The following is a 24,408-nucleotide window of genomic DNA, read 5'->3' on the forward strand; positions in this document are numbered from 1 at the left end:
GGGGATATCATTTCTGCTTTTCCCAGCCTTGTGCACCAAGGTGCTCTTGTGGCTTGAAGCGTTCTTTGTAAGTCATCTTTGGAGACCCCTGAACCCAGTATCCCAAGTATACGTAGGGCAGACCAAGGTGCTGTGCACGGGCAATGTGTTCCAGAATCATATAGGTGCCGAGGCTTCTGGTGGTCTCGTTATGGTCGAAGAACGAGTAGACCATGGACAGGCCATCGCAAAGGCGATCTGTTAGCGCGACACCAATCAGCGGTCCTTCGCCTTCGCCGGATATGAAGGAGTTTGGGCCTCTGCGCCGGTATTCAATGAGGGCTGTCTCTACGTGTGTATCTTCCACCATCATGGAATAGTCGGTTGGGGACATCTCTGTCATGCCGCCGTTGGTGTGGCGGGCACTTAAGTATTCATGGAACAGATCGTATTGCTCTGTTGATGGGCCGGGTGGAAGTTCTGTTCCTATCAGATCCTGATTGTCTTTCCAGACACGCTTCAAAGACTTCGTCCATTGAAACTCTTGTGCGCAGACGCGGATTGAAACGCAGGCGCGGCAGTCTTCGCAGGCTGGACGATAGGCGATGTTTTGCGAGCGACGGAAGCCGCCTTGTGTGAGGACGTCATTGAGCGCAGGAGCATTGGGCCCGACAAGATGCGTGAAGACTTTACGTTCTTTACGATCTGGCAGGTAGGGGCAATCCGTAGGGGCAGTCAGATAAAACTGCGGGTTATCATAGGCTTGCCGTGTCACCTAGAGTGTCCCTTTCTCTTATTTATCCTCTTTTCGCCTTACAGATTATAATAGTAAGGAGCGACAATTGAGAAGGTCAACCATATGATTATGGCAAGAGGTGTGCCGGCGAAGAGAAAATCTGAGAAACGGTAGTGACCTGGGCCCATTACGATGAGGTTTGTCTGATAGCCGATTGGTGTTGCAAATGAACAGTTTGCTGCAAAAATCAGGCAGACGATGAAGGGTTCTACGGGCACGCCTGTCCTGTGTGCCATCTCGATTGCGATGGGCGTGAAGAGCACCGCTGTAGCGTTGTTGCTTAGTAAGTTGGTTAAAACCGCAACAACGGCAAAGAGAAGCGAGAGGACAAAGGCTGGAGATCTGCCGTCAGCAATGTTGAGCAATGTCTGTGCAATGGCATTATCACCCCCCGTCGCTTCCAGAGCGAGGGAGGCGGCAATGGAGGCGCCGATCAGCATGAATATTCGGCTGTCGATCGTGCGGAGTGTCTGGCGGATGTTGAGGCAACCGCACATGATCATGGCGAGGGTTGCTGCGATTGATGCCACCACAATTGGCACGACACCAGACACTGCTAAGGTGATCATGGCGACGAAGATTGCCAATGCGCGACGGGCATATTGTCGTTGTGGCAGTTCGGTTGCTGACCAGTCCATGAGCAGAACATCGCGGTTTCCGCGCAGGCGGTTAATCTCTTCCCGGTTACCGGCAATCAGCAAAACGTCCCCAGATTCCATACGGATATCGGTCATTGGCATGCGTGGCATGCGGCTGCGACGCTGTAATCCGGTGACAACACAGCCGGTGTCGGCGTGGAAACTTGTCATGGAGAGCGTGCGGCGAGCCCACGAGACCGTACTCGCAATAACTGCTTCTGCAAGAGTGAGCGTGCCGGATGGAGAGGCGTGTTCTGCTTCGCTGGTCGGGCTCTCGTTTGCATCTGCCGGAAGGAGTGGGTGGCGTTGGCTAATAGCGCGGGTGAGGGTGTCACGAGTTGCGGCAACAATTACTGTATCGCCGGGCTGCAGCTGAACGTCTTCAAAGGGCGGCAGGAGCGGGCGTTCGCCGCGCTGGATCAGGCGAACCGTCATTTCCTTAAGCGCTGGGAACATGCCTGCGACAGCCTTTTCTCCCACCAGAGGATGGCCGTAAACTATTGGAATCTGTGCGATAAACTGGCGACCATCCTTGCCGGTGAACTCCTCTGCCATGGTCTGGCGAGGTTTGAGCAGACGCGGCAAAATCACCAAAACATAAACAGCACCGACGGCTGCGAGAATGGAGCCAAATGCGGTGAAGGTGAAGAAATTGATACGGACTTCACCGGTTGCGTTGGCGACATTGGCTACGAGCAGGTTGGTGGAGGAGCCGATCATCGTTGTCATGCCGCCCAGGATCGTAATGAACGAAAGGGGCATGAGAAAACGAGAGGAGGAGGTGTTATGCGCGGCGGCGACGGTGGTCAGAATTGGAAGCGTGATGACAACAACGGGTGTGTTGTTCAAAAATGCGCTGACAATGCCAACAGTAATCAGCAAAGGGCCAGTTGCCAGCCAGCGGCGCTGTTTTGAGATGCGCAGGATCGCCTGAGCGGGTTTGTCGAGGGCATCCGTCTGGAAGAGGCCTTGGCCGACAATCAGCAAGCAGATCACCGTGATCAGCGCTTGATTGGAAAAGCCGGAGAGAAAGTCCTCCGGCCTGATTGGCGTTCCATTCAATGTTTGGGGAAAAGCCATGAACAGCAGCATGAGAGCTACAATGGAGCCCAGTGCTACGATCTCAATGGCAACGCGTTCCAGCGCATACAGGACGATCGTGAATCCGATGATCACAAAGGTCAGGATCATCGGTATGTTCAGGTTCTCCATGCGCGTCCCCGCTCGTGCTACACTTTCACACGTTATTAGAGGGTCCTGGCAGGTTCGTCACTGCACGTTGCATCATTGGTTTGTTATCGATGCAGACTATCCACCGGGGAATTCATAATAACGGCACCAAGCACGATATCATGGAGCAGGCGCTTTTGGTCACTAAACAATGAGACTATGAGGACAAAAGGGCTGAGTATTGTTACTGAGAAATAAAAGAGCAGGACGTGGATTGCTGCATAGAGCGGATATGGACGTCCGCCGTTGCTCAGGCGCATTTCCAAGCCAAACGCACGCATGCCCGGTGTTGCGGAGTTAAACCCACCCAGTGAAAATGCAGTGTAGGCCAGGGCAACAAGTGGCCAGATTGCAGGGAATAACAGCCATGCAAGGCCGAGTGTCAGGATGCCGAGAAAGCCGACGACAAAGTAAGCGATGGTAGAGAGAACGGTGATCGCGATAATATCGATGACGCACGCAAAGATCCGTTTTTTCCGCACGCCGTCAAACAGCTGAGGATTAAGATAGGGATCATAATAGGTGTTCGGGTGCGCGCTCACTTCTTGGCTCATTTCTGCCTCTGTCAGGTTTAACTGTGCCGGGGTATTCCCCAGCGTCTCTCAGTAGAATTGGGTGTGCTATTTTCAAGTTTCAAGCGGGGGTAGCAAACTATTTTTGTAGAATCTGGCAAAGAGAGGATAATTTTGCGCGGCCTACGATGCAGGCATCTGCGCGAACGCGGCGTTCGGCGCAGATGCTGATCTCAATTGCAGTTTGCGAGTGGGGATAACCCTAGAATCGCATCTCGCCAGAAGACAGGTGGGAGACGTGGATATCTCCTTCTTCCAGCGCAGCAACGATTTCTTTTGCGTGCTGATTGTCACGGGTCTCAATAGCCACGTCCAGTGTTGCGCCTTTTACGGAGACGTCAAGGAAGAGGCGATGGTGAGAGACTTCCAAAATGTTGCCACCCAACTGACCGATCGTTGTTGAGATCTCGCCGAGGATGCCCGGACGGTCCGGGATGTTGCAGCGAATGTGTATGATGTTGCCTAGGCGCACCAGCTGGCGAAGTGCGATGGATGCTAGCAGGCGGGGATTGATGTTGCCTCCGCAGAGGACAAGACCAACCTTTTTGCCTTTAAATCGTTTTGGATGAGCGCAGATGGCTGCAAGCCCTGCAGCGCCAGCCCCTTCGGCCACCGTTTTCAGGCGGGTGAGGAAGATGTTGATGGCTTCCTCGATCTGGCTTTCGCTGACGAGCAGGATATCGTCGACATATTGCTTGACCAGTTGCCGGGTATAAGTGCCGGGCACTTTGACAGCGATCCCCTCCGCCAGAGAGTTGCCACCACATTCCATAGACTGGTTGCGCAGGGCAGCATACATGGACGGGTAGAGCTCGCTTTCAACACCGATGATCTCGATATCCGGCTTGATCGCTTTGGCCGCGACTGCGATGCCGGAGATCATGCCGCCGCCGCCAATTGGTACGATCAGCGTGTCCAGATCTGGCTGGGCCTTCAGCATTTCAAGGGCGATTGTGCCTTGTCCTGCGATGACTTCCAGATCATCAAAAGGATGCACCCAGATATAGCCGTGTTTTTTAGAAAGGCGGTCGGCTTCATTCTTGGCATCGTCGACGGTTTCACCAGCGAGAACGACTTTAGCGCCAAAGGCTTTGGTTGCCTCCACCTTCACGTAAGGCGTGCCGTTGGGCATGACGATGAGTGCCGGGATGCCAAGACGCTGTGCGTGAAGAGCGACAGCTTGTGCGTGATTGCCAGCGGACATTGCGATTACACCGCGGCTCTTCTCTTCATCTGTCAGGTGAAGCAGCTTGTTTAGGGCGCCGCGCTCTTTGAAGGCATTGGTGGCCTGCATATTTTCGTATTTGACGAAAACAGTGGCGCCAGTGATGGCATCCAGTTGAGCAGCTGGCAGGAGCGGTGTTGATATCACCGCGCCCTTGATGTTGTTTGCAGCCTCTTCAATCTTTGAAAGGGTGAGAAGAGGTGAGGCCACCTTTGGCATGTTTTGTTCTCGCAGGTGTCTTGTTTTACAGGCTTTATTTGCCGTTTAGCTTTTTCGCAAGTTCAGGTGCAAAGTAGGTTAAGACACCATCTGCGCCAGCGCGTTTAAACGCCATCAGGCTTTCCAGCATGGCTTTGTCTTTGTCCATCCAACCGTTTTGCGCTGCTGCACAGATCATGGCGTATTCGCCGGAGACCTGATAGGCGTAGGTTGGTGCAAGGAAGGCGTCTTTGATGCGGCGGAGAATATCAAGGTAAGGCATTCCCGGCTTCACCATGATCATGTCTGCACCTTCTTCCAGATCCAGCTCTGCTTCTTTCAACGCTTCGTCCGTGTTGGCCGGGTCCATCTGATAGGTGCGTTTGTCACCTTTCAGGTTTGTGTTGGAGCCAACAGCGTCGCGGAACGGGCCATAAAATGCGGAGGCATACTTTGCAGAGTAGGCCATGATCTGCAGGTTTTCGAAGTTATTATTGTCCAGCGCATAGCGGATTGCACCGATACGGCCATCCATCATGTCAGAAGGTGCAATGATATCAGAGCCAGCTTCTGCCTGAATAAGAGCCTGACGGCACAGCTGATCTACGGTCTCATCATTGATGATCTTGTCACCCGCCATCAGGCCATCGTGGCCGTGAGAGGTGTAAGGATCCAGCGCAACGTCTGTCATCAGACCAACAGGGAAACCTTCTGCTTTGATCGCTTGCAGGGCGCGGCAGGTCAGGTTGCTGTCGTTCAGCGCTTCGGTGCCCATTTCGTCGCGCAAATCAGGGTCGGTGTTTGGAAACAGTGCCATAACCGGAATGCCAAGTTCTGCAGCCTGCTCAGCGGCGCGCACTGCCATATCGACAGAATAGCGCTCAACGCCTGGCATGGACGTGACTGGTTCGGTTTTCTTCTCGCCATCAATCAGGAAGATTGGCCAGATCAGGTCGTCCGTGGTGATTGTGTTTTCGCGGATCAAACGACGGGACCAATCGCTGTGACGATTGCGACGCATTCGGCGGCCGTTCAAAATCTGGTTCATGTCTACGGAAGAATGCGATTCATTGGCAAACGGCATGGTAACTCACCTGAATGACTTGTTGTGTGGCGTCTTTAGCTCTGAGAGCGTCGGTTTACTCAAAACTACTAGGGCATTTGATGTCAGATAGCACGGGGAGTTTGCTTGATGAAACTCAAATTCTTTTTGTGTTCCAGAGGTTCTTTAGAATCGCGGGAAGGTTTTCGCTTTCAGCGCAATTAAACGGTGGACGACAGAGTTATCCTCTCAGCTGATCGGAGGCGTGAGGGGAACAAGCGGGGAATCACTCGTAGATTATAGCTTTGCGCGATTTGTTGCGTTGGTTTGAAAGCTTTGCGTTTTTGGAACGTTGCTGTGTACGGGCCGCTGTTTTGACTGAGCAATTGGTCTTATCTTGGTCTTTCCGAGAATTGACGCAGTTTTGGTGTGGGTCTACCGATTGACGCAATTACATTAATATTGTGGCTGGTGGTTGTGGGAGGCTGCTTGCCGGGAGGACGGATTCCATGGAATTTGAACTGAACGAAGATCAACGCGCCTTTGTGGATATGGCAGCCGGATTTGCGCAGGAGGAGATGGCGCCTTTTGCAGCAGAGTGGGATGCGAAATCTCATTTTCCACTGGATGTGCTTCGTAAGGCAGCGACGCTGGGTCTGGGCGGGCTGTATGTACGTGAAGATGTGGGCGGCTCGCAACTGGGACGTCTTGATGGGGCATTGATCTTTGAAGAGCTCTCCAAGGGATGTGTTTCCACCTCTGCGTTTTTGTCTATCCATAATATGGCCGCTGGCATGCTGGACCGGTTTGGGTCTGATGAGGTCCGGCAGAGATTTCTGCCCGGTCTTTGCAGCATGGAGAAGGTGGCGAGTTATTGTCTGACCGAGCCGGGGGCTGGATCAGATGCAGCGTCGCTGCGCACGAAGGCGGTGCGGGATGGTGATCATTATGTGATCAACGGCTCAAAATCCTTCATTTCTGGTGGCGGTGTGTCGGATGTATATGTCTGCATGGTGCGAACCGGTGAGGATGGGCCGAAGGGGATTTCGTGCATCGTGGTTGAAAAGGATGCGCCGGGTCTGTCCTTTGGGGCCAACGAGCATAAGCTCGGATGGTGCAGCCAGCCAACAGCGCAGGTGATCTTTGAAGATTGCCGTGTTCCGGTTGAGAACCTGGTTGGCGCAGAGGGGCAAGGCTTTTCGATTGCCATGGCCGGGCTTGATGGTGGGCGCCTGAACATTGGGGCCTGTTCGCTTGGTGGGGCGCAGTTCTGTCTGGACCGGGCTTTGCAATACATGGATGAACGCAAGCAGTTCGGGCGTTCGCTGGCGCAGTTTCAGGCGCTGCAGTTCAAGATTGCGGATATGGCGACGGAACTTGAAGCGGCGCGTTTGCTGCTGCATAAGGCGGCGTTTCTGCTGGACCGGAAAGACCCTCAGGCGACCAAGATGGCGGCGATGGCCAAGCGGCTTGCGACGGATACGGGCTTCAAGGTGGTCAATGAAGCGCTGCAGATCCATGGTGGTTACGGGTATCTGAAGGATTATCCGCTGGAGCGTCATTTGCGCGACTTGCGGGTTCACCAGATACTGGAAGGAACCAACGAGATTATGCGCGTCATCGTGGCGCGTGAGCTGATGAAAGCTTGAGTTGCTGAAGCAGTTCTTCTTAAGATGCTTGGAGGGAACTGCTTTGGCTATTATGTTGCGTTTCTTTATCCGAAAATCGGTAGCCACTTTTCAGAGATACGCTGAGCAAATTTAGCAAAATGAATAGGTACGCTGTGCAACAGGAATATGCGGGGGAAGTCTTGTCCGAAACTACTGATGTTCTTTTTGAAGAGAAGGGCCATGCCGGTCTTATCATTCTCAATCGCCCCAAGGCGCTGAATGCGCTGACACATGAGATGTGCGTTGCTATGCACCGGCAGCTGGAGCGCTGGTTGATTGATGATGCAGTCCATCATGTTCTCATTAAGAGCAACAGTGAAAAGGCCTTTTGCGCGGGTGGGGATATTCGTCAGGTTGCCGAAAACGGTCCTGAGAAAATTGATGTGAGCCTGCCGTTCTTTGCGGATGAGTATCGTCTCAACACCTACATGGAAAGTTACGCTAAGCCTTTGATCGCACTGCTTGATGGTATTGTGATGGGCGGCGGTGTCGGTATCTCTGTGCACGGTGCGTATCGTGTGGGCAGTGAGAAGACGATGTTTGCCATGCCTGAGACGGCGATTGGTTTCTTCCCGGATGTGGGCGGCAGTCACTTCCTGCCGAAGATGCCTCAGAACACGGGCATGTATTGCGCCATGACCGGCGAGCGGCTGAGGCAAGCGGATTGCTACTGGACCGGTATTTTGACCCATGCGGTGAAGTCTGAGGATATGGCTGCGTTGGCAGAGGCGCTGTGTGAGGCGCAGGACGTAGAGCCTGTGCTGGCGCGTTATGCGTTTGATCCGGGGCCTGCGCCGCTACATGCCAAAGCGGATGTGGTGGATGAGTGCTTTGGCGCTGAGAGCACGCTGGAAGTTGTGGACCGTCTGCGCAAGTTGCAGGGCTCGGAGCATGATGACTTTGCAGTTGCTGCTCTGGAAACGATTGGCAAGCGCTCACCGCTCAGTATGGAAGTTGCTTTTCAGCAGGTGCGGCGCGGTGCGGGGCTTTCCATGGCTGAGTGTATGGTCATGGAGCATCGGATTGTTTCGCAGATTCTGCTGGGCAAGGATTTCTATGAAGGTGTACGAGCTGTGATTATCGATAAGGATCACTCCCCTAAATGGCAGCATTCAAGCCTTGATGAAATAAAAACAGTTGATGTTGAGGCCCATTTTATGTCACCGAAGGGGGGTGACCTCGTATTTTAACGGGGCAAGGGGCTTACTGCCTGTGATTGGGGCAGATTTGTAAGGTGGAGCTTTAGGTATGCCTGGCGTTTTTGTAGAGCTGATGAAGAGGGTTCCCTCCTTTCAGTTTTTGCTGCATGCGTATGTCAGGCTGCTTGCCGTCTTCATGCTGTTTGCGGGCCTGAGCTACTGGGGCGCTATACTTGGTGTGCGCCTGATTGATGGTGCTCCGTTTGAGAGCGTCGGTGTACAAGTGCAATCTACCATTATCTTTTTCGCTATTCTCGATCTGGTGACTGCCATCGGTCTGTGGCTGCTTTCCAGCTGGGGAACAGTGATGTGGCTGTTCCGCTCACTGGCGCAGGTGGTGATGTATTCCGTGTTTCCTATGGTCTTTGGTCGTAGTCCGACTGAGGTCGTATTCTACATCAGTGCAATCGCCCTTTATCTCGTTCTGCTTTACCTTGCAGAGCGAGAGGAACGGGCCTGATCGACCAAAGTTCAGTTTGGTCTGTAACTCATTGAAATTTACTGTTTTGCAAACTGCCGTTCACGTCAAATTGATCTGAGCGAACCCTAAGTGATCAGCTTGGGGCAAGTTCTAAATGTTCAAAATCCTGACGGACGGCGATTTTCGGGAGGATGCAATGGGAGAAACTGTTCTTCGCGTTGCTTTTATTGGTCTTGGCAATATGGGCGGCCCTATGGCTGCAAATCTTGTCAAAGCCGGACATGAAGTCGTCGGTGTAGATCTTTCTGAAGAGGCGCGTACTGCGTTTCAGGCTGCGGGCGGGCAAGTTGCTTCGTCAGCAGTTGAAGCGGTTCGCGACGTTCAGGCTGTTGTTACCATGCTGCCAGCAGGGAAGCATGTTCGTGCCGTGTATACGGGCGAAGATGGAATTCTTGCGCATGCACCAAAGGGCACGCTGTTTATCGATAGCTCGACTATTGATGTGGACAGCAGTCGCGATGTTGCAAAAGCAGCAAGCGAAGCTGGCATGGGCATGGTCGATGCTCCGGTTTCCGGGGGTATTGTGGGTGCTGCGAACGGCACATTGACCTTTATGGTTGGTGGGCCTGATTCTGCATTTGAACGGGCTAAGCCGCTCCTGGATATTATGGGAGCCTCGATTGTTCATGCCGGTGATGCTGGCGCTGGGCAGGCAGCAAAGATCTGTAACAACATGTTGCTTGGTATTTCGATGATCGGTACCTGTGAGGCGTTTGTTTTGGCTGAAAAGTTGGGTCTGGACCCACAGAAGCTTTACGACATCTCCTCCAAGTCCTCCGGTCAGTGTTGGTCTTTGACCTCCTACTGCCCGTTTCCCGGACCGGTTCCGACGTCGCCAGCCAACAATGAATATAAGCCCGGCTTTGCAGCGCCAATGATGCTGAAAGACTTGCTACTGGCGGAAGAGGCAGCAGATTCGAGCGGAGCTAACACACCAATGGGTGAAAAGGCGGCTCGGCTCTATGAGGAATACTGTAACAATGGCGGGGAAAACGTCGACTTCTCCGGCATCATCCACTTGCTTCGGAAGTCAGGGTAAACAGAGGGTTAACGGAAAGGTCTACACGCTTGCTAGTGATTAAGAAATAATTCATCGTGTCTCTTAAGCGGTTCTTAGAAGCGGTCGCGTAAATTTGCTTCAAGTGCTGATAAAAATACGAACGCACGAAAAATATGGACATGAGGCGCAACCAGATGATCAATACAAACAGGGCCGTTGAGGTCTTGGCGCAAGAAGAAGAAACGGTAGGGCTGAAGCCTGCATACCTCGAGGCACTGACGCTCATCGAGCGTCTGCATCGTCGTCTTCTTGACGTCATTAAAGATGAGTTTGACCGGATGGGTCGTTCCGATGTGAACAGCGTTCAGGCGCTGCTTCTTTTCAACATTGGCGACGCCGAGCTGACTGCAGGCGAGCTTCGTACTCGCGGTTATTATCTTGGTTCCAACGTTTCTTATAATCTGAAGAAACTCGTTGAAACCGGATACATCAATCACGAACGTTCCCAGATGGATCGCCGCTCTGTGCGGGTGAGCCTGACGGAAAAAGGGCGCGAGATTGCTCAGATTGTTGATGACCTTTACAGTCGTCATATTCTTTCTGTTGAGCAGGTTGGTGAGCTCTCAACCGAGAACTTTGAAGAGCTGAACCGGTCCCTGCGTCGTCTGGAACGCTTCTGGACAGATCAAATCCTCTATCGTCTTTAATTTTCGGCGATATCAGGGCTTTCAAAAAACACCGCTTCCATGCACCGGGGGCGGTGTTTTTGCATGTTATGAGGGCCGACTTGCGGCAAAGCTTGCACGGGATTGCTGCGGGTGGTGGGCCAGCTCCAGATAAGGCATCTGTGAGTAAGTTGGGCTGATTGTTGCTTTCTTGCACTAGGTGCAAACCAACGCTCGCTGCGTAACCACCTTTTTCCCACTTGGAGTAATTAGCCATTAAACGGTCACATTGAGTGGGGAATACACACTCTCACTTTTCGGGCTGAAAAAGTGCTGTTGGCATTGTAAATTTAGAAGCTGTCAACTCTGATTTGTTCAGGGGATCGATCACTTTCTTTAATTCACCAACAGATGTTCCTCCCCGATTTTTGGCTGAAGTCTTGCGAGTTTGCTAAGATAATGCCATGTAGATTTGCCATGTTAAGTCTCTGTTTACCAAGTTACATGGAATCTTACAGAATGACTGATTGCTAGGAGAAACTATTCGTGTTGGCACCTCTTTTAAACCGCAGCAAGTTTGCTCTGGCTCTCGTTGTGAGTACGGGCCTTTCTGCAGGTATGATGTCTGCACAGGCACAGGTTAAGGTTCCAGACCTGCTTTCCTATAATGGCAGCATTCAGCAAGCCGTCAGTCAGCCGGCGCCGGTTGCTCCTACACAGCCTATCGTTGGTCAGGGCACGGAATGGGAAGACACCTTTGATGAGGGCGTCTCTTCTCTGGAGCAGATTGATTTTGTGGCTCCGATTATCTCCAAGCAGACCAGCCAGTACATGATTGATGCGATTCTCGATTATGAACGTATCGCTCTCAATGGCGGTTGGCCTGAGGTCTCCACCAAGAAAGTTTTGCGCATTGGTATGCGCGCACCGGCAATTGCAGCTTTGCGACAGCGCCTGATTGTTTCAGGCGACATGGCGCAGCATGCGGGTGTTTCTGAGGTTTTTGACAGTTACGTTGATTCAGCTGTTCGCCGCTTTCAGTTGCGCCATGGCCTGACACCGGATGGTGTTGTGGGGCGGGCAACCGTGATTGCGATGAATGTGCCTGTTGAGGTGCGTTTGCAGCAGCTGCGGACCAATCTGGAGCGCGTTTCTGCTTTGGCTGAAAACGTGACAGATACCTATGTGAACGTGAACATTCCGGCAGCTCGCATTGAGGTTGTTGAGAATGGCCGTGTTCGCTCCCGCCACACCGCTGTTGTTGGCAAGCAGGATCGCCAGTCTCCGATCCTCAGCTCTGCGATTTATGAAGTGAACTTCAACCCGTACTGGACAGTTCCTGTCAGCATTATCCGGAAAGACCTGATTCCGAAGATGCAGAAGGATCCGCAGTATCTGGCGAAGAACAACATTCATATCTATGACTGGTATGGCAAAGAAAAGCAGTGGCAGGAGATTGACTGGAATACGGATGAAGCGACCCAGTATCGCTTTACGCAGGACCCAGGTGAGGGCAACTCCATGGGCAGTATCCGGATCAACTTCAACAACACCCATCAAGTGTATCTGCACGATACGCCAGAGCAGTCTTTGTTCGGTGAGGGCTATCGCTTCCATTCCTCCGGCTGTGTGCGTGTGCAGAACGTGCGTGAGCTGGTGACATGGTTGCTTGGGTCGACAACACCAGACTGGACCCGCAGCCGCGTGGATGCAGCCATCAACTCAGGTGAGCGTACGGATGTGAAGATGAAGAGCCGTATTCCGCTCCACATGTCCTACGTGACTGCGTGGGCGCTGAGCGATGGTATGGTTCACTTCCGGGATGACATCTACGACAAGGATGGGCTTTACGCCGCGAGTGCTGATCCGATGGCCCAGGCCTCTGCTCAGTAAGGTTTTGCAAGAGTTTCAAGTTTGAAGGGCCGTCTCTGCCAGATGCAGAGCGGCCCTTTTCTTTTGGGGATGTGACTGCAGGCAAGCCTGTGCAGCGCTGCTTTACCTGCTAAAACGGCAGGCAACTTACGAATCTGAGAGAAGCAAGGCGAGGGGCCATATGTCTAAGTTGGGGCAGGTCTATTTTGAGACGCGTGTGGTTGGAAATGCAGTTCGCATGACGGCAATTTGTGCTCAGAGCGGTGTTGAGGTGTTTGTTGTGGGGCCTCGTAATGCGAGCGAGTCGCATCTGAAGCAGCTGGCACTTCGTAAGCTGGAACGTAAATTACAACCTCAAGATGCGTAATTCATAAATTTTGGGTGATGGCAGCAATAGTATTGCGCAATTCCTATGAACAACGCTTGGTTCGTTACCCCCTATATGTTAATGGGCTAGGACCCGAAGCTACAACTTGTCGGGATGGGAATGCGAAACGATATTGGGACGTTTCGTCAGTTTGTTGCTCCAACCTTGTCATGAGGTCCACCTATGTCCGTATCGGATAATCCAATTACGACGCCGCTCTACCCAGAGTTTTTTACAGGTAGCCTGGCTTCTGGTGACCCAGAGCTTCTCGAGGCAATCAATAAAGAACTTACTCGTCAGCAGAACGAGATTGAGCTTATCGCTTCGGAAAATATTGTATCTCGCGCTGTGCTTGAGGCGCAGGGTTCTGTCCTGACCAACAAATACGCCGAGGGTTATCCTGGTCGCCGTTACTACGGTGGTTGTGAATACGTCGATATCGTTGAGCGTCTTGCAATCGACCGCGTAAAAGAGCTGTTCGGCTGTGATTTTGCTAACGTGCAGGCGAATTCCGGCTCTCAGGCCAACCAGTCCGTTTTGCTTGCTTTGGCGAAACCAGGCGACACTCTGCTCGGCATGAGCCTTGATGCAGGTGGTCACCTGACACACGGCGCTCGCCCGAACTTGTCCGGCAAGTGGTTCAACGCTGTTCAGTACGGTTTGAACACTGAAACTGGCCACATTAACATGGATGAGGTGCGTGAGCTTGCTAAAGAACACCAGCCAAAGATCATCATTGCTGGCGGTTCTGCTTACTCCCGTGAGATCGATTTTGCTGCGTTCCGCGCAATCGCTGACGAAGTAGGCGCTTACCTTTGGGTCGACATGGCGCACTTTGCAGGTCTTGTTGCTGGTGGTCAGCATCCAAGCCCGTTCCCGCATGCGCATGTTGCAACATCCACCACCCATAAGACCCTGCGCGGTCCTCGTGGTGGTCTGGTTGTGACCAACGACGCTGACATTGCGAAAAAGATCAACTCCGCGATCTTCCCAGGTCTGCAGGGTGGTCCTTTGATGCATGTGATTGCTGGTAAGGCTGTTGCCTTCGGTGAAGCGCTGCGTCCTGAGTTCAAGACCTACGCGAAAGACGTTGTCGAAAACGCACAGGTTCTGGCTGCGACACTGGTTGAAGGTGGTCTGGATATCGTTTCTGGCGGTACCGACACACACCTTATGCTGGTTGACCTGCGTCCAATGGAACTGACTGGCAAAAACGCAGAGATTTCTCTGGGCCGTGCGAACATCACCTGTAACAAGAACGGTGTTCCGCTTGATCCTCAGAAACCGACCATCACCTCCGGTATCCGCCTTGGTACACCTGCTGGGACTTCCCGTGGGTTTGGTAAGGAAGAATTCCGTGAAATCGGTAAGCTGATTACCGAGGTTCTGGAAGGTCTGCGCAAAGCAAATTCCGTTGACGACAACGAAGCTGTGGAAGCACGGGTCAAAGAGAAGGTACTGGCCCTTACTGCCCGGTTCCCAATCTACAAAAACTAATTTAAACGAGAAGAACCGCCGGACACCCTTCGGCGGTTCTTTAGTGTTTAAGTAAGGAGGCAGGCGAGATGCGTTGTCCATATTGCGGGGGTGATGACACCCAGGTGAAGGATTCGCGCCCGACCGAGGATAATACAGCTATCCGTCGGCGCAGGGTCTGCCAGACTTGTGGTGGTCGTTTTACCACCTTTGAGCGTGTTCAGCTGCGCGAGCTGACCGTTATCAAGCGTAACGGGCGCCGAGTACCTTTTGATCGCGAAAAGCTGATGCGCTCTGTTTTGATCGCAACCCGCAAGCGTCCTGTTGAGCCTGAGCGTATAGAGCGTATGGTGAGCGGACTTGTCCGGCAGTTGGAAAGCTCTGGTGAAAGTGACGTTGTGGCGGAAGATATTGGTCATTTGGTCATGGAAGGGCTGAAAACCCTTGACGATGTGGCTTATGTGCGGTTCGCTTCTGTTTATAAGAATTTCCGCGAGGCCAAAGACTTCGAGGCTCTGCTGGATGAGCTTTCCGATGCGGATGTTGATCCGCTGATGATGCCGCCACGGACGTAATCTCTGGCTTTTTGCAGTGTTGTGTTGCGTAATTTCTCCGAGGATCGGGCTTTTCTTTTAGGAAATACGCTGTAGTGCTGGCAGGGGGATGGCTTTGTCTGGTTACAAAGCATTAGATGCAAAGGAACGAGTTGAGCACGAGCGCTTTATGGCGGCGGCGATCAGCTATGGCATTCGTGCAAAGGGCCGGACGTGGCCCAACCCTCCTGTTGGAGCAATCCTGACAAAAGATTTTGGTGATGGGCCTGTGATTGTGGGGCAGGGTGCAACTCTGCCTCCCGGTGGCTCTCACGCTGAAGTGCTGGCCATCAAAGATGCCGGTGAACATGCCCAAGGTGCGACAGCTTACGTGACCCTTGAGCCTTGTGCGCATTATGGCCGGACTGGTCCGTGTGCGCGGGCGCTTGTGGCAGCTGGCGTGGCGCGCGTTGTTTATGGCACCGCTGATCCCAACCCTGCTGTGGCTGGTCGCGGTAAAAAGATCCTTGAAGAGGGCGGTGTTGACGTCCTAATCGGTATTTTAGAGAAGGACTGCCGACAGGCTGTTCGAGGCCATATCTCCCGTATCCTTAATGAGCGTCCTTTTGTTCAGCTTAAGATGGCTGTGTCGAAAGATGGTTATATCGGCAAGCGCGGAGCCGGACAGGTGGCGATCTCCAGTCCGTTGTCGCGGCAGCTGGTGCATGCGATGCGGGCGCAGATGGATGCCATTGTTGTTGGCATCGGTACGGTTTTAGAAGACGATCCTGAGCTCTCTGTGCGCCTGCCTGGCATGGCGCATCGCTCACCGCAGCCGGTGGTGTTTGATAGTCAGGCCCGGATTCCGCTTTCCTCCAAACTGGTGCAAAACGCAGAGATTAATTCCCTGTGGGTGGTGATTGGTGAACATGCGCCGGATCATCGCGTCAGTGCGCTTGAGCGGGAAGGCGTGACAGTTATCGTCAATGACTGCCTCAGAAATGGCAAGGTATGTCTTGATAAGGCTTTGGATGCGCTTTACATGCATGGTCTCTCCCAGATTATGGTTGAGGGCGGTGCGGAGCTTGCGCACGGTCTGCTTCAGCAAGATCTGGTGGATGAGCTATTGATTTTCCAGGGAGCCAATCTGATTGGGTCCGATGGTATTCAGCCTTTCGGATTTGAAGGGCTGGAGAGTTTGCGAGACGGTTATAACAAGCAGATGCTGCGTCCTGTGGGCGAAGATCTGTTGTGGCGGTATACGCCAAAAGAGAGGTTCTAGGTGTTTACGGGCATCGTTAGTGACGTTGGAACAATCCTTGAACTGGAGCAGATTGCTGCAGGTCAGCGGACGAAAATTGGTACTGTTTACGATCCTGACGGGATCGATATTGGTGCATCCATTGCATGTTCCGGCGTTTGCCACACTGTTGTCGCGAAAGGTCGTGATGGCGAGCAGAACTGGTTTACGGTTGAATCGGCTGCCGAAACGCTGGCGCTGACAACTGTTGCTGAGTGGAGCGTGGGCAAGCGGGTCAATCTGGAGCGTTCCCTTTCCATGGGCGCTGAGCTGGGTGGTCACCTGGTTCTGGGGCATGTGGATGGCAAGGCGACCATTGTTGAGCGAACCGAACACCCTGAGAGCGTTTATCTGAAATTTGAATGTGCGCCAGAGTTCGCGCGGTTCATCCCAAAGAAGGGATCCGTGGGGCTGGATGGCACCTCTTTGACGGTGAACGAGGCTGAAGGAAATACGTTTTCTGTCTTCCTTATTCCACACACTCTGGAAGTGACCACATGGTCCGACAGAGCGCAGGGGGATGAGGTAAACTTGGAAGTTGACATGATGGCACGGTACGTTGCGCGTCTTGCTGAGTTTCCAAGCCTTGCAGAAATTGCAAAATAGCCTTATAGCCAAAATCTTCCGCAGGAAATAACTGGACATTTCGCTTGGGGCGTGGTTCCTGAGCGCACATACGTGGGTACTGTCCGTACCCGTGGCCTTAACCCATCTTTGCTGATTTCTCAGCGAAAAGATGAGGTTGGCATTAGGAGAAATTAAATGAGCGCCGTTCCGCACATTCTTGTTATTGAAGCACGGTTTTACGAAGATCTGGCTGATGCCCTTTATGAAGGTGCTTCAGATGTGCTGGACCGTGAAGGAGCGAAAATCTCTCGACTGGCTGTGCCAGGTGTGCTCGAAATTCCTGCTGCGCTTTCCATGGCGTTAACCGCAATGGAAAATGGCGACGCAGATTATGACGGTTTTGTATTGCTCGGTGTTGTAATTCGCGGTGAAACAACCCATTACGACATCGTTTCTAACGAGTCGGCTCGTGCGATCATGGATCTTTCTGTGGATGCAAACGTTGCAGTTGGTAACGGCATCCAGACAGTTGAGAATGATGATCAGGCATGGGCGCGCGCAAGCGTTTCTAAAAAGAACAAGGGCGGCGGTGCTGCTGAAGCTTGTCTTGCTATGATTGACGTGCGCGACCGGTTCGGTGTGTAAGGTTTAGGATGACAACGGAAAACAACAAGAAAAACGCCGAAGTGAAACCCGCGAATAAGCGCGGGGTTGCTCGATTGGCTGCTGTTCAGGCTGTGTATCAGATGGAAATCACTGGTGCGCGTTTGAATGATGTGCTGAACGAGTATGAAGCTTACCGGCTTGGTCAGGAAGTGGATGGCGACCAATACCGTGATGCGGATCCGGCATGGTTCCGTGATCTGGTGCAGGCGGTGTTTGAGGATCAGCTGCGTATTGATCCTCGCATTCACACAGCGCTTTCTGAAGATTGGCCACTGAAGCGTATCGACACCACTTTGCGGGCGATCCTTCGTGTTGGCTGTGCTGAGTTTTTGCGTAAAAAAGACGTTCCGGCCCGCGTTATCATCAATGAATACATTGATGTGACGAAGTCCTTCTATGATGGAGATGAGGCACGTCTGGTCAACGGTATTATGAACCGTCTGGCTCGCGAACTGCGTCAGTCTGAATTCGAAGACTAAAAAATGAGCGAGAGAGCTGCCAGTTCCAGACCGGGAGAGTTCTCGCTTATTGAGCGCTATTTTGCGCCGCTCGCCACCAGCGCGGGTGCTGTGCATCTGCAAGATGATGCTGCTGTATTTGCCCCTGACACCGGATGTGATTTGGTTGTAACCAAAGACATGCTGATGGCAGGGGTTCATTTTTTTGAAAACGACCCTCCCTTTGAAGTCGCGCAAAAAGCGCTTGGTGTGAACCTTTCGGACCTGGCGGCAAAAGGGGCTGAGCCTAAGGGGTATCTGCTGGGCCTTGGTCTTTCCAAGGACATCGGTGAAGAGTGGGTTGCTGAGTTTTGCCGCGGTTTGAAGCTGGTTCAGGATCAGTTCCAGATTGACCTTCTTGGCGGTGATACGATTTCCTGCCCGCAAGGCCCGCTGCTTTCCATCACCGCGTTTGGTCAGGTTCCAACGGGGCAGGTGGTTCGGCGCAATGAGGCTGTTGCTGGTGCACTGCTCTATGTGACCGGAACAATTGGTGATGCCGCACTTGGCCTGAAGTTGCGTCTTGATGAAGAACTCGCAGATAAGCTTGAGCTCTCTGCTGGGCAGCGTGATTTCCTCCTAAACCGTTATTTGCTGCCGCAGCCTCGTGTTGGTGCTGCTCAAGCGCTTCGTGATTATGCGGTTGCGGCGATGGATGTGTCTGACGGGTTGGTTGCCGATCTGGGACATATGTGCCGGACATCGCAGGTGCAGGCCTCAGTGAAGCTGGAAAGTGTTCCACTATCTGACGCTGCTTCTGCAATGATTGCGAAAGATGCTGCCTTCCTTGAAACAGTGATTACGGGAGGGGATGATTATGAGATTCTTGCTGCCGTGATGCCTGAGAATACAGGGGCTTTTGAGAAGGCTCTTCGGGAAACCGGTTTGTGCTGTGCTCAGATTGGTGTGCTGGGTGCTGCTGATGTTTCCAAGAAAGAGATTGCTTTGAGCCTGAATGGCAAGACCTATGCGCTTCACGGGGCTGACGGGTTCAAGCATTTTTGATTAGTGGTCTCGACCTGAGCCTTATTTTTGCTAAGGTACTCAGATGGAGTCGGCTATCTATTTTATAACATTCGTTATCTCATTGCTTTACTTGGTTGTTAAGTTGCGGAAAGTTCCCGCTGCAACGACGTTAAAACGCCAAAGACGGACCAGAAGTCGTTTGATTTCCTACCACATAGGAAAATCACTGCTTTTGTGGTGGGGCCTGATGTTCGTTGCAGGGATTGCAAGACGCATTGTGTTGGGTTTGCCGTTATAATCGACAATAGCTGCCTTGCATGACGTATTCTCATCGAGTTGTGCGTATATCTCCCGAAGTTACAGATGATCTGGTGAGCTCTGTGGTTGCTCATTACGTGGAATTGATTAGGCTGTCGGTTCCTTCCTGATTTCTTTGAAAGTTTACATTATGGCAAATACTCTGGCGGCTCCGTTGATTGATGACGGATTGGCAAAGCGCAATGCGCTGCTTTTGGCGCTTGCCCAGTCGTTTGCTGGTGGTGTTCCTCCTATCATTTTTGCAACCACATCTATTCTCGCCTCTGTATTGCTGGTTGATGACAAGTCTCTGGCAACTTTGCCCGTTACTGCTTTCGTGCTTGGAACAGCCATTGGGACGTTGCCTGCTGGCATGATCATGCGCAGTTTTGGACGTCGTGCCGGGCTTGTTGGTGCGCTGTTGTTTGGTGTGCTGTTTGCCTTGGTTGCCGCCTACGCTGCCTACCTTGGCAGTTTTACGCTGCTTTGCGTTTCCACACTCGGCAGCGGTTTTGTGATGGCCTTTACCCAGCAGGCGCGTTTTGCTGCTGCTGATACGGCCAGCCCTGCTTTCAAACCTAAGGCCATTTCCTGGGTTTTGACCGGTGGTATTCTTGCTGGTGTGGTTGGTCCGCAGACCGTTATTCTGACACAGGGCATGTTTGAGCCCTTCCTTTTTGTCGGAACCTACCTTGCGCAAGCGGTTTTGATGCTTATCGGTTTGTTTTTTGTGGCGTTTTTGGAAATACCTTTGCCACCGAAGATGGAAAAGCATGAACGTGGACGTCCGCTTTTAGAGATTTTGAAGCAACAAAAGTTCTTTGTGGCTGTTGGTTGTGGAATGATCAGTTACGCGATCATGAATCTGATCATGACGTCTGCTCCGCTCGCCATGGTTGCTTGCGGGTTGACGAACTCAGATGCAGCTCTTGGCATCCAGTGGCACGTGATTGCCATGTTTGCACCTAGTTTTATTACGGGTAGTTTGATCAGCCGATTCGGTCATGGAGCTGTAATTGGCACCGGATTCTTGCTTTATGCGGTGTGCGCGCTGGTTGGCCTTACGGGACTAGAGCGTTGGATTTTCTGGAGTTCCCTGATTTTACTTGGTCTTGGCTGGAACTTTTCTTTTGTCGGAGCGTCTGCGTTGCTGACACAAACTTACCGACCAGAAGAACAAAACAGAGTCCAGTCCGTAAATGACTTCTTCGTCTTTGGTTTAGTCGCAACTGCCTCGTTTTCCTCAGGGAAATTGTTAAACGTGTTTGGTTGGGAAACTGTCAACCTAATGGTGTTCCCGTTCGTTATCTTATGTCTATTTCTTGTTGTCTCACTGATGTTTACTGAAAAACGGGAAGTTAAAGTTTGAATAATTCCAAGTAGTTTCTCTCCTTTCAACATACGTGTTTCCTTCCACTACCACGCAAAAGCAACTTGACGGATAGTGACAGGTATATACCGTCACTGTGTTCGTTAATTTACACAATTGCAGTGCGGATTTTGCTACGAACACACACATAAGTAGCAGGGTACCCTTAGGGGAGGAAATATGACTGAACTTATCGTTACCATCGCGTGCGGTTTGCTCTCTGTCGTTTACGGCATCTGGGCAATTCGCAGCGTGATGGCTGCTGACACCGGGTCTGCGAAAATGCAGGAAATCGCTGGTGCCATTCAAGAGGGTGCGCAAGCATACCTCACTCGTCAGTACACCAGTGTTGCAATTGTTGGCGTGGTTATCTTCGCCATCGTCGCTTACTTGCTGTCTATCACCGTAGCTATTGGATTTGTTATCGGTGCCGTTCTTTCCGGTGCCGCAGGATTTATTGGAATGCTCGTCTCCGTACGGGCAAACGTTCGCACTGCACAAGCTGCAAGCCAGAGCCTTGGGGCAGGGCTCTCTATTGCATTCCGTTCCGGCGCTATTACCGGGATGTTCGTTGCCGGTCTCGCTCTTCTGGGCGTTGCCGTTTACTACCTGATCCTCACCGGACCTATGGGCATTGATCCAACATCACGTACTGTGATTGATGCGCTTGTGGCTCTTGGGTTTGGTGCTTCTCTGATTTCCATCTTCGCCCGTCTTGGCGGCGGCATCTTTACAAAAGGTGCTGATGTTGGTGGTGACCTTGTTGGTAAGGTTGAGGCTGGCATTCCTGAGGATGATCCACGTAACCCGGCAACAATCGCAGATAACGTTGGCGACAACGTTGGTGATTGTGCAGGTATGGCCGCTGACTTGTTTGAGACCTACGCCGTGACGCTTGTTGCGACGATGGTTCTTGCAGCGATCTACTTTGCAGGTACGGCTGATTTGCAGTCTGCAATGCTGTATCCGATGCTGATCTGTGGTGTTTGCTCTGTGGCATCCATCATCGGTACGTTCTTCGTGCGCCTTGGTGCGTCCAACTCCATTATGGGTGCGCTCTATAAGGGCTTCATCGCCACTGCAATTGTTTCACTGATCATCCTGTATCCGCTGACCTACTGGGTCTTCGGCGGTATGGATACAGTGTTGACGCAGAGCAATGGCGTTAGCTTTACGCCGCTGGATCTGTTCTTCTGCGGTGTTTCCGGTCTTGTGGTGACAGGTCTGATCATCTGGATCACTGAATATTACACCGGTACCAACTTCCGTCCTGTGCAGGCGATTGCCCGTGCCTCTGAAACGGGCCACGGTACCAACGTTATTCAGGGTCTTGCGGTTTCCATGGAATCCACCGCGCTTCCTGCATTGGTGATCATTGCCGGTATTATCGTCACGTATCAGCTTGCTGGTCTGTTCGGTATTGCCATTGCAGTGACAACGATGCTGGCGCTGGCTGGTATGGTTGTGGCGCTGGATGCGTTTGGTCCAGTCACGGACAACGCTGGTGGTATTGCTGAAATGGCAGACCTGCCTGCGGAAGTGCGCGACACGACTGATGCGCTGGATGCAGTGGGTAACACCACAAAGGCTGTGACCAAGGGCTACGCGATTGGATCTGCCGGTCTTGGTGCTCTGGTGCTGTTTACGGCTTACACAGAGGATCTGAAGTTCTTCGTGGCAAACTCTGAGCAGTTCCCTTACTTCAAGGGGATGACTGAGGCATCTATCGACTTCTCACTGTCTAACCCATATGTGGTTGTCGGCCTGTTCTTTGGTGGTCTGCTCCCATTCCTGTTTGGCGGTATGGCGATGACTGCTGTGGGCCGCGCTGCGGGTGCTGTGGTTGAAGAAGTTCGGCGTCAGTTTAAAGAACAGCCAGGCATCATGAAGGGTGAAGTTCGCCCTGATTATGGCCGTGCTGTTGATATGCTGACCAAGGCTGCAATCAAGGAAATGATCATTCCGAGCATGCTGCCTGTGCTGTCTCCAATCGTCATTTACTTCCTGATTGAAGCAATTGCTGGCAAAGCAAATGCCTTCGCATCCCTGGGCGCTATGCTGCTTGGTGTGATTGTGACAGGGCTGTTTGTTGCGCTTTCCATGACCGCTGGTGGCGGTGCGTGGGACAACGCCAAGAAGTACATTGAAGACGGTCATTACGGCGGTAAGGGCTCAGAAGCTCATAAAGCGGCTGTGACAGGTGATACTGTTGGTGATCCTTACAAGGACACCGCTGGTCCAGCTGTGAACCCAATGATCAAGATCACAAACATTGTAGCTCTTCTGCTTCTGGCAGTGCTGGCGCACTAGTTTGCTCTGATCTGATTTGAAACTAAAAAGCCCGGTCTGGGAGATGGCCGGGCTTTTTGCCGTTCTGGTGTTGGGAGCTTTAGCGGAGGTTAGAATTTCACTGAGAACTCGGTGCCAAAGACCCAGGCGTCTGGGATGTCGTCGTTTCCGGCAGGATTGACCACGTATTGAAAATCCAGTGAGAGATAGGACCAGTCGGCGAACTGGTAGCGATGGGTGGCTTCGAATACGAGCTCATAGGACTGGCCGGGCAGGTGATCACTGAAATAACCAAGAATGAAGGCTCCGGCGGTAACATCATTGTCTCTGTTGGGGATCAGGCCTTGGTAGAACAAGCCGCCGCTGATGCCGAGAGGTTGGGTGTTGATGGCTTGTTGTGGCGCGATTGTAACAAGGCCCCAAAGACTCAGACCTTGCAGGTCCTTTTCCTGATAGATCATCTGCCGTGCGATGGCATAGGCGCCCCAGTTGCCTTCACGGGTTTGCGTGGTGGTGCCCAGAACATCTACTCTGCCAGTGTTGTAGAAGGCGCCCAGCTGATAGTGGCCGGGGAGATACTTGCTTGTGTCGTCTTTTCCCGGATTAACGCCAACTTGGCCAACCATCAGCACGCTGCCTTTGGGCGCAAAGCGGAAATTGAAGCCGTTTTCGGCGTTGTTCAGATCATCCACGGACGCGTCATAGACGCCGAGGCTGACGTATTGATTGCCGGGGAAGGTATAGTTGCCTGCCAGACCCCATATGTTGAAGGGGTAGGTGGTGAAAGTGGGCTGGTTGATGAGCAGCTGACCAGGGGTGCTGTTGAGGGCGCCGTTGAGATAGTACGCGAAGGTATCGTCTCTTGCGAAGATGTCGCCTACAGCGAGGCGACCGGCGGAGAGGTACAGCTGATCATTGAGCAGGTTTTGCTCCAGACTGAAGTTGGCGATGGCGAGGATGTCGCTTGAGAAAATCTGGGTGACGCCAAAGTCGTTGCCAATGACCTCCTGTGACAGGCCCTGTCCCAGACCTTGATACATGATGTAGTGCAGGCTGCTGCCTTTGATGCCGAAGATCTTCTCAAAGTCCAGCATGGCCATGCCTTCCAGCCGCGCGCCATAAGTTGCGCTCTGGTTCAGGCCGCCAACGGGGTTTGCGGCAACGTCCTGGGTGTAGAGCACACCTAGATCAAGACCCTCGTCAGAAAGGTTGGTGCGAATACCGCCCCAATCGCGGGTTTCGTTGTGCCATTGCGCCCAGGCTAATGGCCAGTTGCCCACTTGCGCGCGAAGTTCCGTGCTGGCTGTCAGCGCTATGCCGACAACCGCTAGAAACTGTAGAACTGGCGATATGCGTTTTTTTATCGCAGGTACCTTAAGCGCTCGCAAAAGCTGGTTCCCCTAGACTGACTCAGGCAAACAGAGAAACTCAGGATTATGCAGCGTGCACTCTTGTTTACGCCGCATGCTCCAACACTTTGATGGAACCCATCCTTTTGCGAAAAACGCCCGCAC

Annotated in this window: 22 protein-coding genes; 16 read left to right on the top strand and 6 right to left on the bottom strand. The window is 52.5% G+C overall.

The window, feature by feature from the left end; all coding sequences use genetic code 11:
- Positions 1 to 7: 7 nt before the first annotated feature.
- The 5 genes from PsAD5_RS07265 to hemB form a co-directional block, all read right to left on the bottom strand.
- On the bottom strand, positions 8 to 754 hold the full coding sequence (locus PsAD5_RS07265; protein ID WP_063289211.1) for an arginyltransferase: 747 nt from the start codon (positions 752 to 754) through the stop codon (positions 8 to 10).
- A 38-nt stretch (positions 755 to 792) separates the two neighbouring features.
- Positions 793 to 2,625 carry an SLC13 family permease gene (locus tag PsAD5_RS07270; protein WP_063291609.1) on the bottom strand — a complete coding sequence of 611 codons (1,833 nt, stop codon included), beginning with the start codon at positions 2,623 to 2,625 and terminating at the stop codon, positions 793 to 795.
- A gap of 83 nt (positions 2,626 to 2,708) precedes the next feature.
- Complete coding sequence (locus PsAD5_RS07275) at positions 2,709 to 3,197, bottom strand: RDD family protein (RefSeq protein WP_063291610.1); 489 nt, start codon at positions 3,195 to 3,197, stop codon at positions 2,709 to 2,711.
- 220 nt (positions 3,198 to 3,417) lie between these two features.
- The gene (locus PsAD5_RS07280) at positions 3,418 to 4,659 is read right to left on the bottom strand and encodes a threonine ammonia-lyase (protein ID WP_063291611.1); all 1,242 of its coding nucleotides are present in this window, start codon (positions 4,657 to 4,659) and stop codon (positions 3,418 to 3,420) included.
- A 34-nt stretch (positions 4,660 to 4,693) separates the two neighbouring features.
- Positions 4,694 to 5,722: a porphobilinogen synthase gene (gene hemB, locus PsAD5_RS07285; protein WP_063291612.1), complete on the bottom strand. Its 1,029-nt coding sequence runs from the start codon at positions 5,720 to 5,722 to the stop codon at positions 4,694 to 4,696.
- A gap of 467 nt (positions 5,723 to 6,189) precedes the next feature.
- On the opposite strand from hemB, the gene PsAD5_RS07290 reads away from it, so the two are divergent.
- The 16 genes from PsAD5_RS07290 to PsAD5_RS07365 all read left to right on the top strand — a co-directional run bounded on the left by PsAD5_RS07290 (position 6,190) and on the right by PsAD5_RS07365 (position 22,915).
- Positions 6,190 to 7,329, top strand: a complete 1,140-nt coding sequence (locus PsAD5_RS07290; RefSeq protein WP_063291613.1) for an isobutyryl-CoA dehydrogenase — start codon at positions 6,190 to 6,192, stop codon at positions 7,327 to 7,329.
- Between the two features lie 161 nt (positions 7,330 to 7,490).
- Positions 7,491 to 8,540, top strand: a complete 1,050-nt coding sequence (locus tag PsAD5_RS07295; RefSeq protein WP_244272070.1) for an enoyl-CoA hydratase/isomerase family protein — start codon at positions 7,491 to 7,493, stop codon at positions 8,538 to 8,540.
- A 58-nt stretch (positions 8,541 to 8,598) separates the two neighbouring features.
- On the top strand, positions 8,599 to 9,009 hold the full coding sequence (locus tag PsAD5_RS07300; protein WP_057464290.1) for a DUF6163 family protein: 411 nt from the start codon (positions 8,599 to 8,601) through the stop codon (positions 9,007 to 9,009).
- A 157-nt stretch (positions 9,010 to 9,166) separates the two neighbouring features.
- On the top strand, positions 9,167 to 10,069 hold the full coding sequence (gene mmsB, locus PsAD5_RS07305; protein ID WP_063291630.1) for a 3-hydroxyisobutyrate dehydrogenase: 903 nt from the start codon (positions 9,167 to 9,169) through the stop codon (positions 10,067 to 10,069).
- 155 nt (positions 10,070 to 10,224) lie between these two features.
- The gene (gene ldtR, locus PsAD5_RS07310; RefSeq protein WP_057464291.1) at positions 10,225 to 10,737 is read left to right on the top strand and encodes a transcriptional regulator LdtR; all 513 of its coding nucleotides are present in this window, start codon (positions 10,225 to 10,227) and stop codon (positions 10,735 to 10,737) included.
- A 504-nt stretch (positions 10,738 to 11,241) separates the two neighbouring features.
- A complete protein-coding gene (locus tag PsAD5_RS07315) occupies positions 11,242 to 12,588 on the top strand; it encodes a L,D-transpeptidase family protein (RefSeq protein ID WP_057464292.1) in 1,347 nt (448 codons plus the stop codon).
- A gap of 160 nt (positions 12,589 to 12,748) precedes the next feature.
- Positions 12,749 to 12,934: a DUF6898 family protein gene (locus tag PsAD5_RS07320; RefSeq protein ID WP_057464293.1), complete on the top strand. Its 186-nt coding sequence runs from the start codon at positions 12,749 to 12,751 to the stop codon at positions 12,932 to 12,934.
- A gap of 183 nt (positions 12,935 to 13,117) precedes the next feature.
- Complete coding sequence (gene glyA, locus PsAD5_RS07325; RefSeq protein ID WP_057464294.1) at positions 13,118 to 14,431, top strand: serine hydroxymethyltransferase; 1,314 nt, start codon at positions 13,118 to 13,120, stop codon at positions 14,429 to 14,431.
- A gap of 68 nt (positions 14,432 to 14,499) precedes the next feature.
- Positions 14,500 to 14,985 (top strand): transcriptional regulator NrdR, encoded by a 486-nt coding sequence (gene nrdR / locus PsAD5_RS07330; protein ID WP_057464295.1) that lies wholly within the window; start codon positions 14,500 to 14,502, stop codon positions 14,983 to 14,985.
- An 88-nt stretch (positions 14,986 to 15,073) separates the two neighbouring features.
- Positions 15,074 to 16,225, top strand: coding sequence for a bifunctional diaminohydroxyphosphoribosylaminopyrimidine deaminase/5-amino-6-(5-phosphoribosylamino)uracil reductase RibD (ribD, locus tag PsAD5_RS07335; protein ID WP_244272071.1), 1,152 nt, complete (start codon positions 15,074 to 15,076; stop codon positions 16,223 to 16,225).
- Positions 16,226 to 16,849: a riboflavin synthase gene (locus PsAD5_RS07340; protein ID WP_063289206.1), complete on the top strand. Its 624-nt coding sequence runs from the start codon at positions 16,226 to 16,228 to the stop codon at positions 16,847 to 16,849.
- 156 nt (positions 16,850 to 17,005) lie between these two features.
- Positions 17,006 to 17,455 carry a 6,7-dimethyl-8-ribityllumazine synthase gene (ribH, locus tag PsAD5_RS07345; RefSeq protein ID WP_057464297.1) on the top strand — a complete coding sequence of 150 codons (450 nt, stop codon included), beginning with the start codon at positions 17,006 to 17,008 and terminating at the stop codon, positions 17,453 to 17,455.
- 8 nt (positions 17,456 to 17,463) lie between these two features.
- Complete coding sequence (nusB, locus tag PsAD5_RS07350) at positions 17,464 to 17,955, top strand: transcription antitermination factor NusB (RefSeq protein WP_057464298.1); 492 nt, start codon at positions 17,464 to 17,466, stop codon at positions 17,953 to 17,955.
- Between the two features lie 3 nt (positions 17,956 to 17,958).
- Positions 17,959 to 18,978 (top strand): thiamine-phosphate kinase, encoded by a 1,020-nt coding sequence (gene thiL / locus PsAD5_RS07355; RefSeq protein ID WP_063291614.1) that lies wholly within the window; start codon positions 17,959 to 17,961, stop codon positions 18,976 to 18,978.
- Between the two features lie 409 nt (positions 18,979 to 19,387).
- Complete coding sequence (locus PsAD5_RS07360) at positions 19,388 to 20,605, top strand: MFS transporter (protein WP_063291615.1); 1,218 nt, start codon at positions 19,388 to 19,390, stop codon at positions 20,603 to 20,605.
- Between the two features lie 180 nt (positions 20,606 to 20,785).
- The gene (locus tag PsAD5_RS07365) at positions 20,786 to 22,915 is read left to right on the top strand and encodes a sodium-translocating pyrophosphatase (RefSeq protein WP_063291616.1); all 2,130 of its coding nucleotides are present in this window, start codon (positions 20,786 to 20,788) and stop codon (positions 22,913 to 22,915) included.
- An 89-nt stretch (positions 22,916 to 23,004) separates the two neighbouring features.
- On the opposite strand, the gene PsAD5_RS07370 is transcribed toward PsAD5_RS07365, so the two are convergent.
- Entirely contained in the window at positions 23,005 to 24,282 is a 1,278-nt protein-coding gene (locus PsAD5_RS07370) for a carbohydrate porin (RefSeq protein ID WP_208981943.1), read from the bottom strand.
- Positions 24,283 to 24,408 lie beyond the last annotated feature (126 nt).

The organism is Pseudovibrio sp. Ad5, assembly GCF_001623095.1.
In the GTDB taxonomy this organism is placed as follows: domain Bacteria; phylum Pseudomonadota; class Alphaproteobacteria; order Rhizobiales; family Stappiaceae; genus Pseudovibrio.

Bases quoted from the DNA above. Each gene is read 5' to 3' on its own strand.
- PsAD5_RS07270 (WP_063291609.1), bottom strand. From the start codon at position 2,625: ATGGAGAACCTGAACATACCGATGATCCTGACCTTTGTGATCATCGGA.
- PsAD5_RS07275 (WP_063291610.1), bottom strand. From the start codon at position 3,197: ATGAGCCAAGAAGTGAGCGCGCACCCGAACACCTATTATGATCCCTAT.
- PsAD5_RS07280 (WP_063291611.1), bottom strand. From the start codon at position 4,659: ATGCCAAAGGTGGCCTCACCTCTTCTCACCCTTTCAAAGATTGAAGAG.
- hemB (WP_063291612.1), bottom strand. From the start codon at position 5,722: ATGCCGTTTGCCAATGAATCGCATTCTTCCGTAGACATGAACCAGATT.
- PsAD5_RS07290 (WP_063291613.1), top strand. From the start codon at position 6,190: ATGGAATTTGAACTGAACGAAGATCAACGCGCCTTTGTGGATATGGCA.
- PsAD5_RS07300 (WP_057464290.1), top strand. From the start codon at position 8,599: ATGCCTGGCGTTTTTGTAGAGCTGATGAAGAGGGTTCCCTCCTTTCAG.
- mmsB (WP_063291630.1), top strand. From the start codon at position 9,167: ATGGGAGAAACTGTTCTTCGCGTTGCTTTTATTGGTCTTGGCAATATG.
- ldtR (WP_057464291.1), top strand. From the start codon at position 10,225: ATGATCAATACAAACAGGGCCGTTGAGGTCTTGGCGCAAGAAGAAGAA.
- PsAD5_RS07320 (WP_057464293.1), top strand. From the start codon at position 12,749: ATGTCTAAGTTGGGGCAGGTCTATTTTGAGACGCGTGTGGTTGGAAAT.
- glyA (WP_057464294.1), top strand. From the start codon at position 13,118: ATGTCCGTATCGGATAATCCAATTACGACGCCGCTCTACCCAGAGTTT.
- nrdR (WP_057464295.1), top strand. From the start codon at position 14,500: ATGCGTTGTCCATATTGCGGGGGTGATGACACCCAGGTGAAGGATTCG.
- ribD (WP_244272071.1), top strand. From the start codon at position 15,074: ATGGCTTTGTCTGGTTACAAAGCATTAGATGCAAAGGAACGAGTTGAG.
- ribH (WP_057464297.1), top strand. From the start codon at position 17,006: ATGAGCGCCGTTCCGCACATTCTTGTTATTGAAGCACGGTTTTACGAA.
- nusB (WP_057464298.1), top strand. From the start codon at position 17,464: ATGACAACGGAAAACAACAAGAAAAACGCCGAAGTGAAACCCGCGAAT.
- thiL (WP_063291614.1), top strand. From the start codon at position 17,959: ATGAGCGAGAGAGCTGCCAGTTCCAGACCGGGAGAGTTCTCGCTTATT.
- PsAD5_RS07360 (WP_063291615.1), top strand. From the start codon at position 19,388: ATGGCAAATACTCTGGCGGCTCCGTTGATTGATGACGGATTGGCAAAG.
- PsAD5_RS07365 (WP_063291616.1), top strand. From the start codon at position 20,786: ATGACTGAACTTATCGTTACCATCGCGTGCGGTTTGCTCTCTGTCGTT.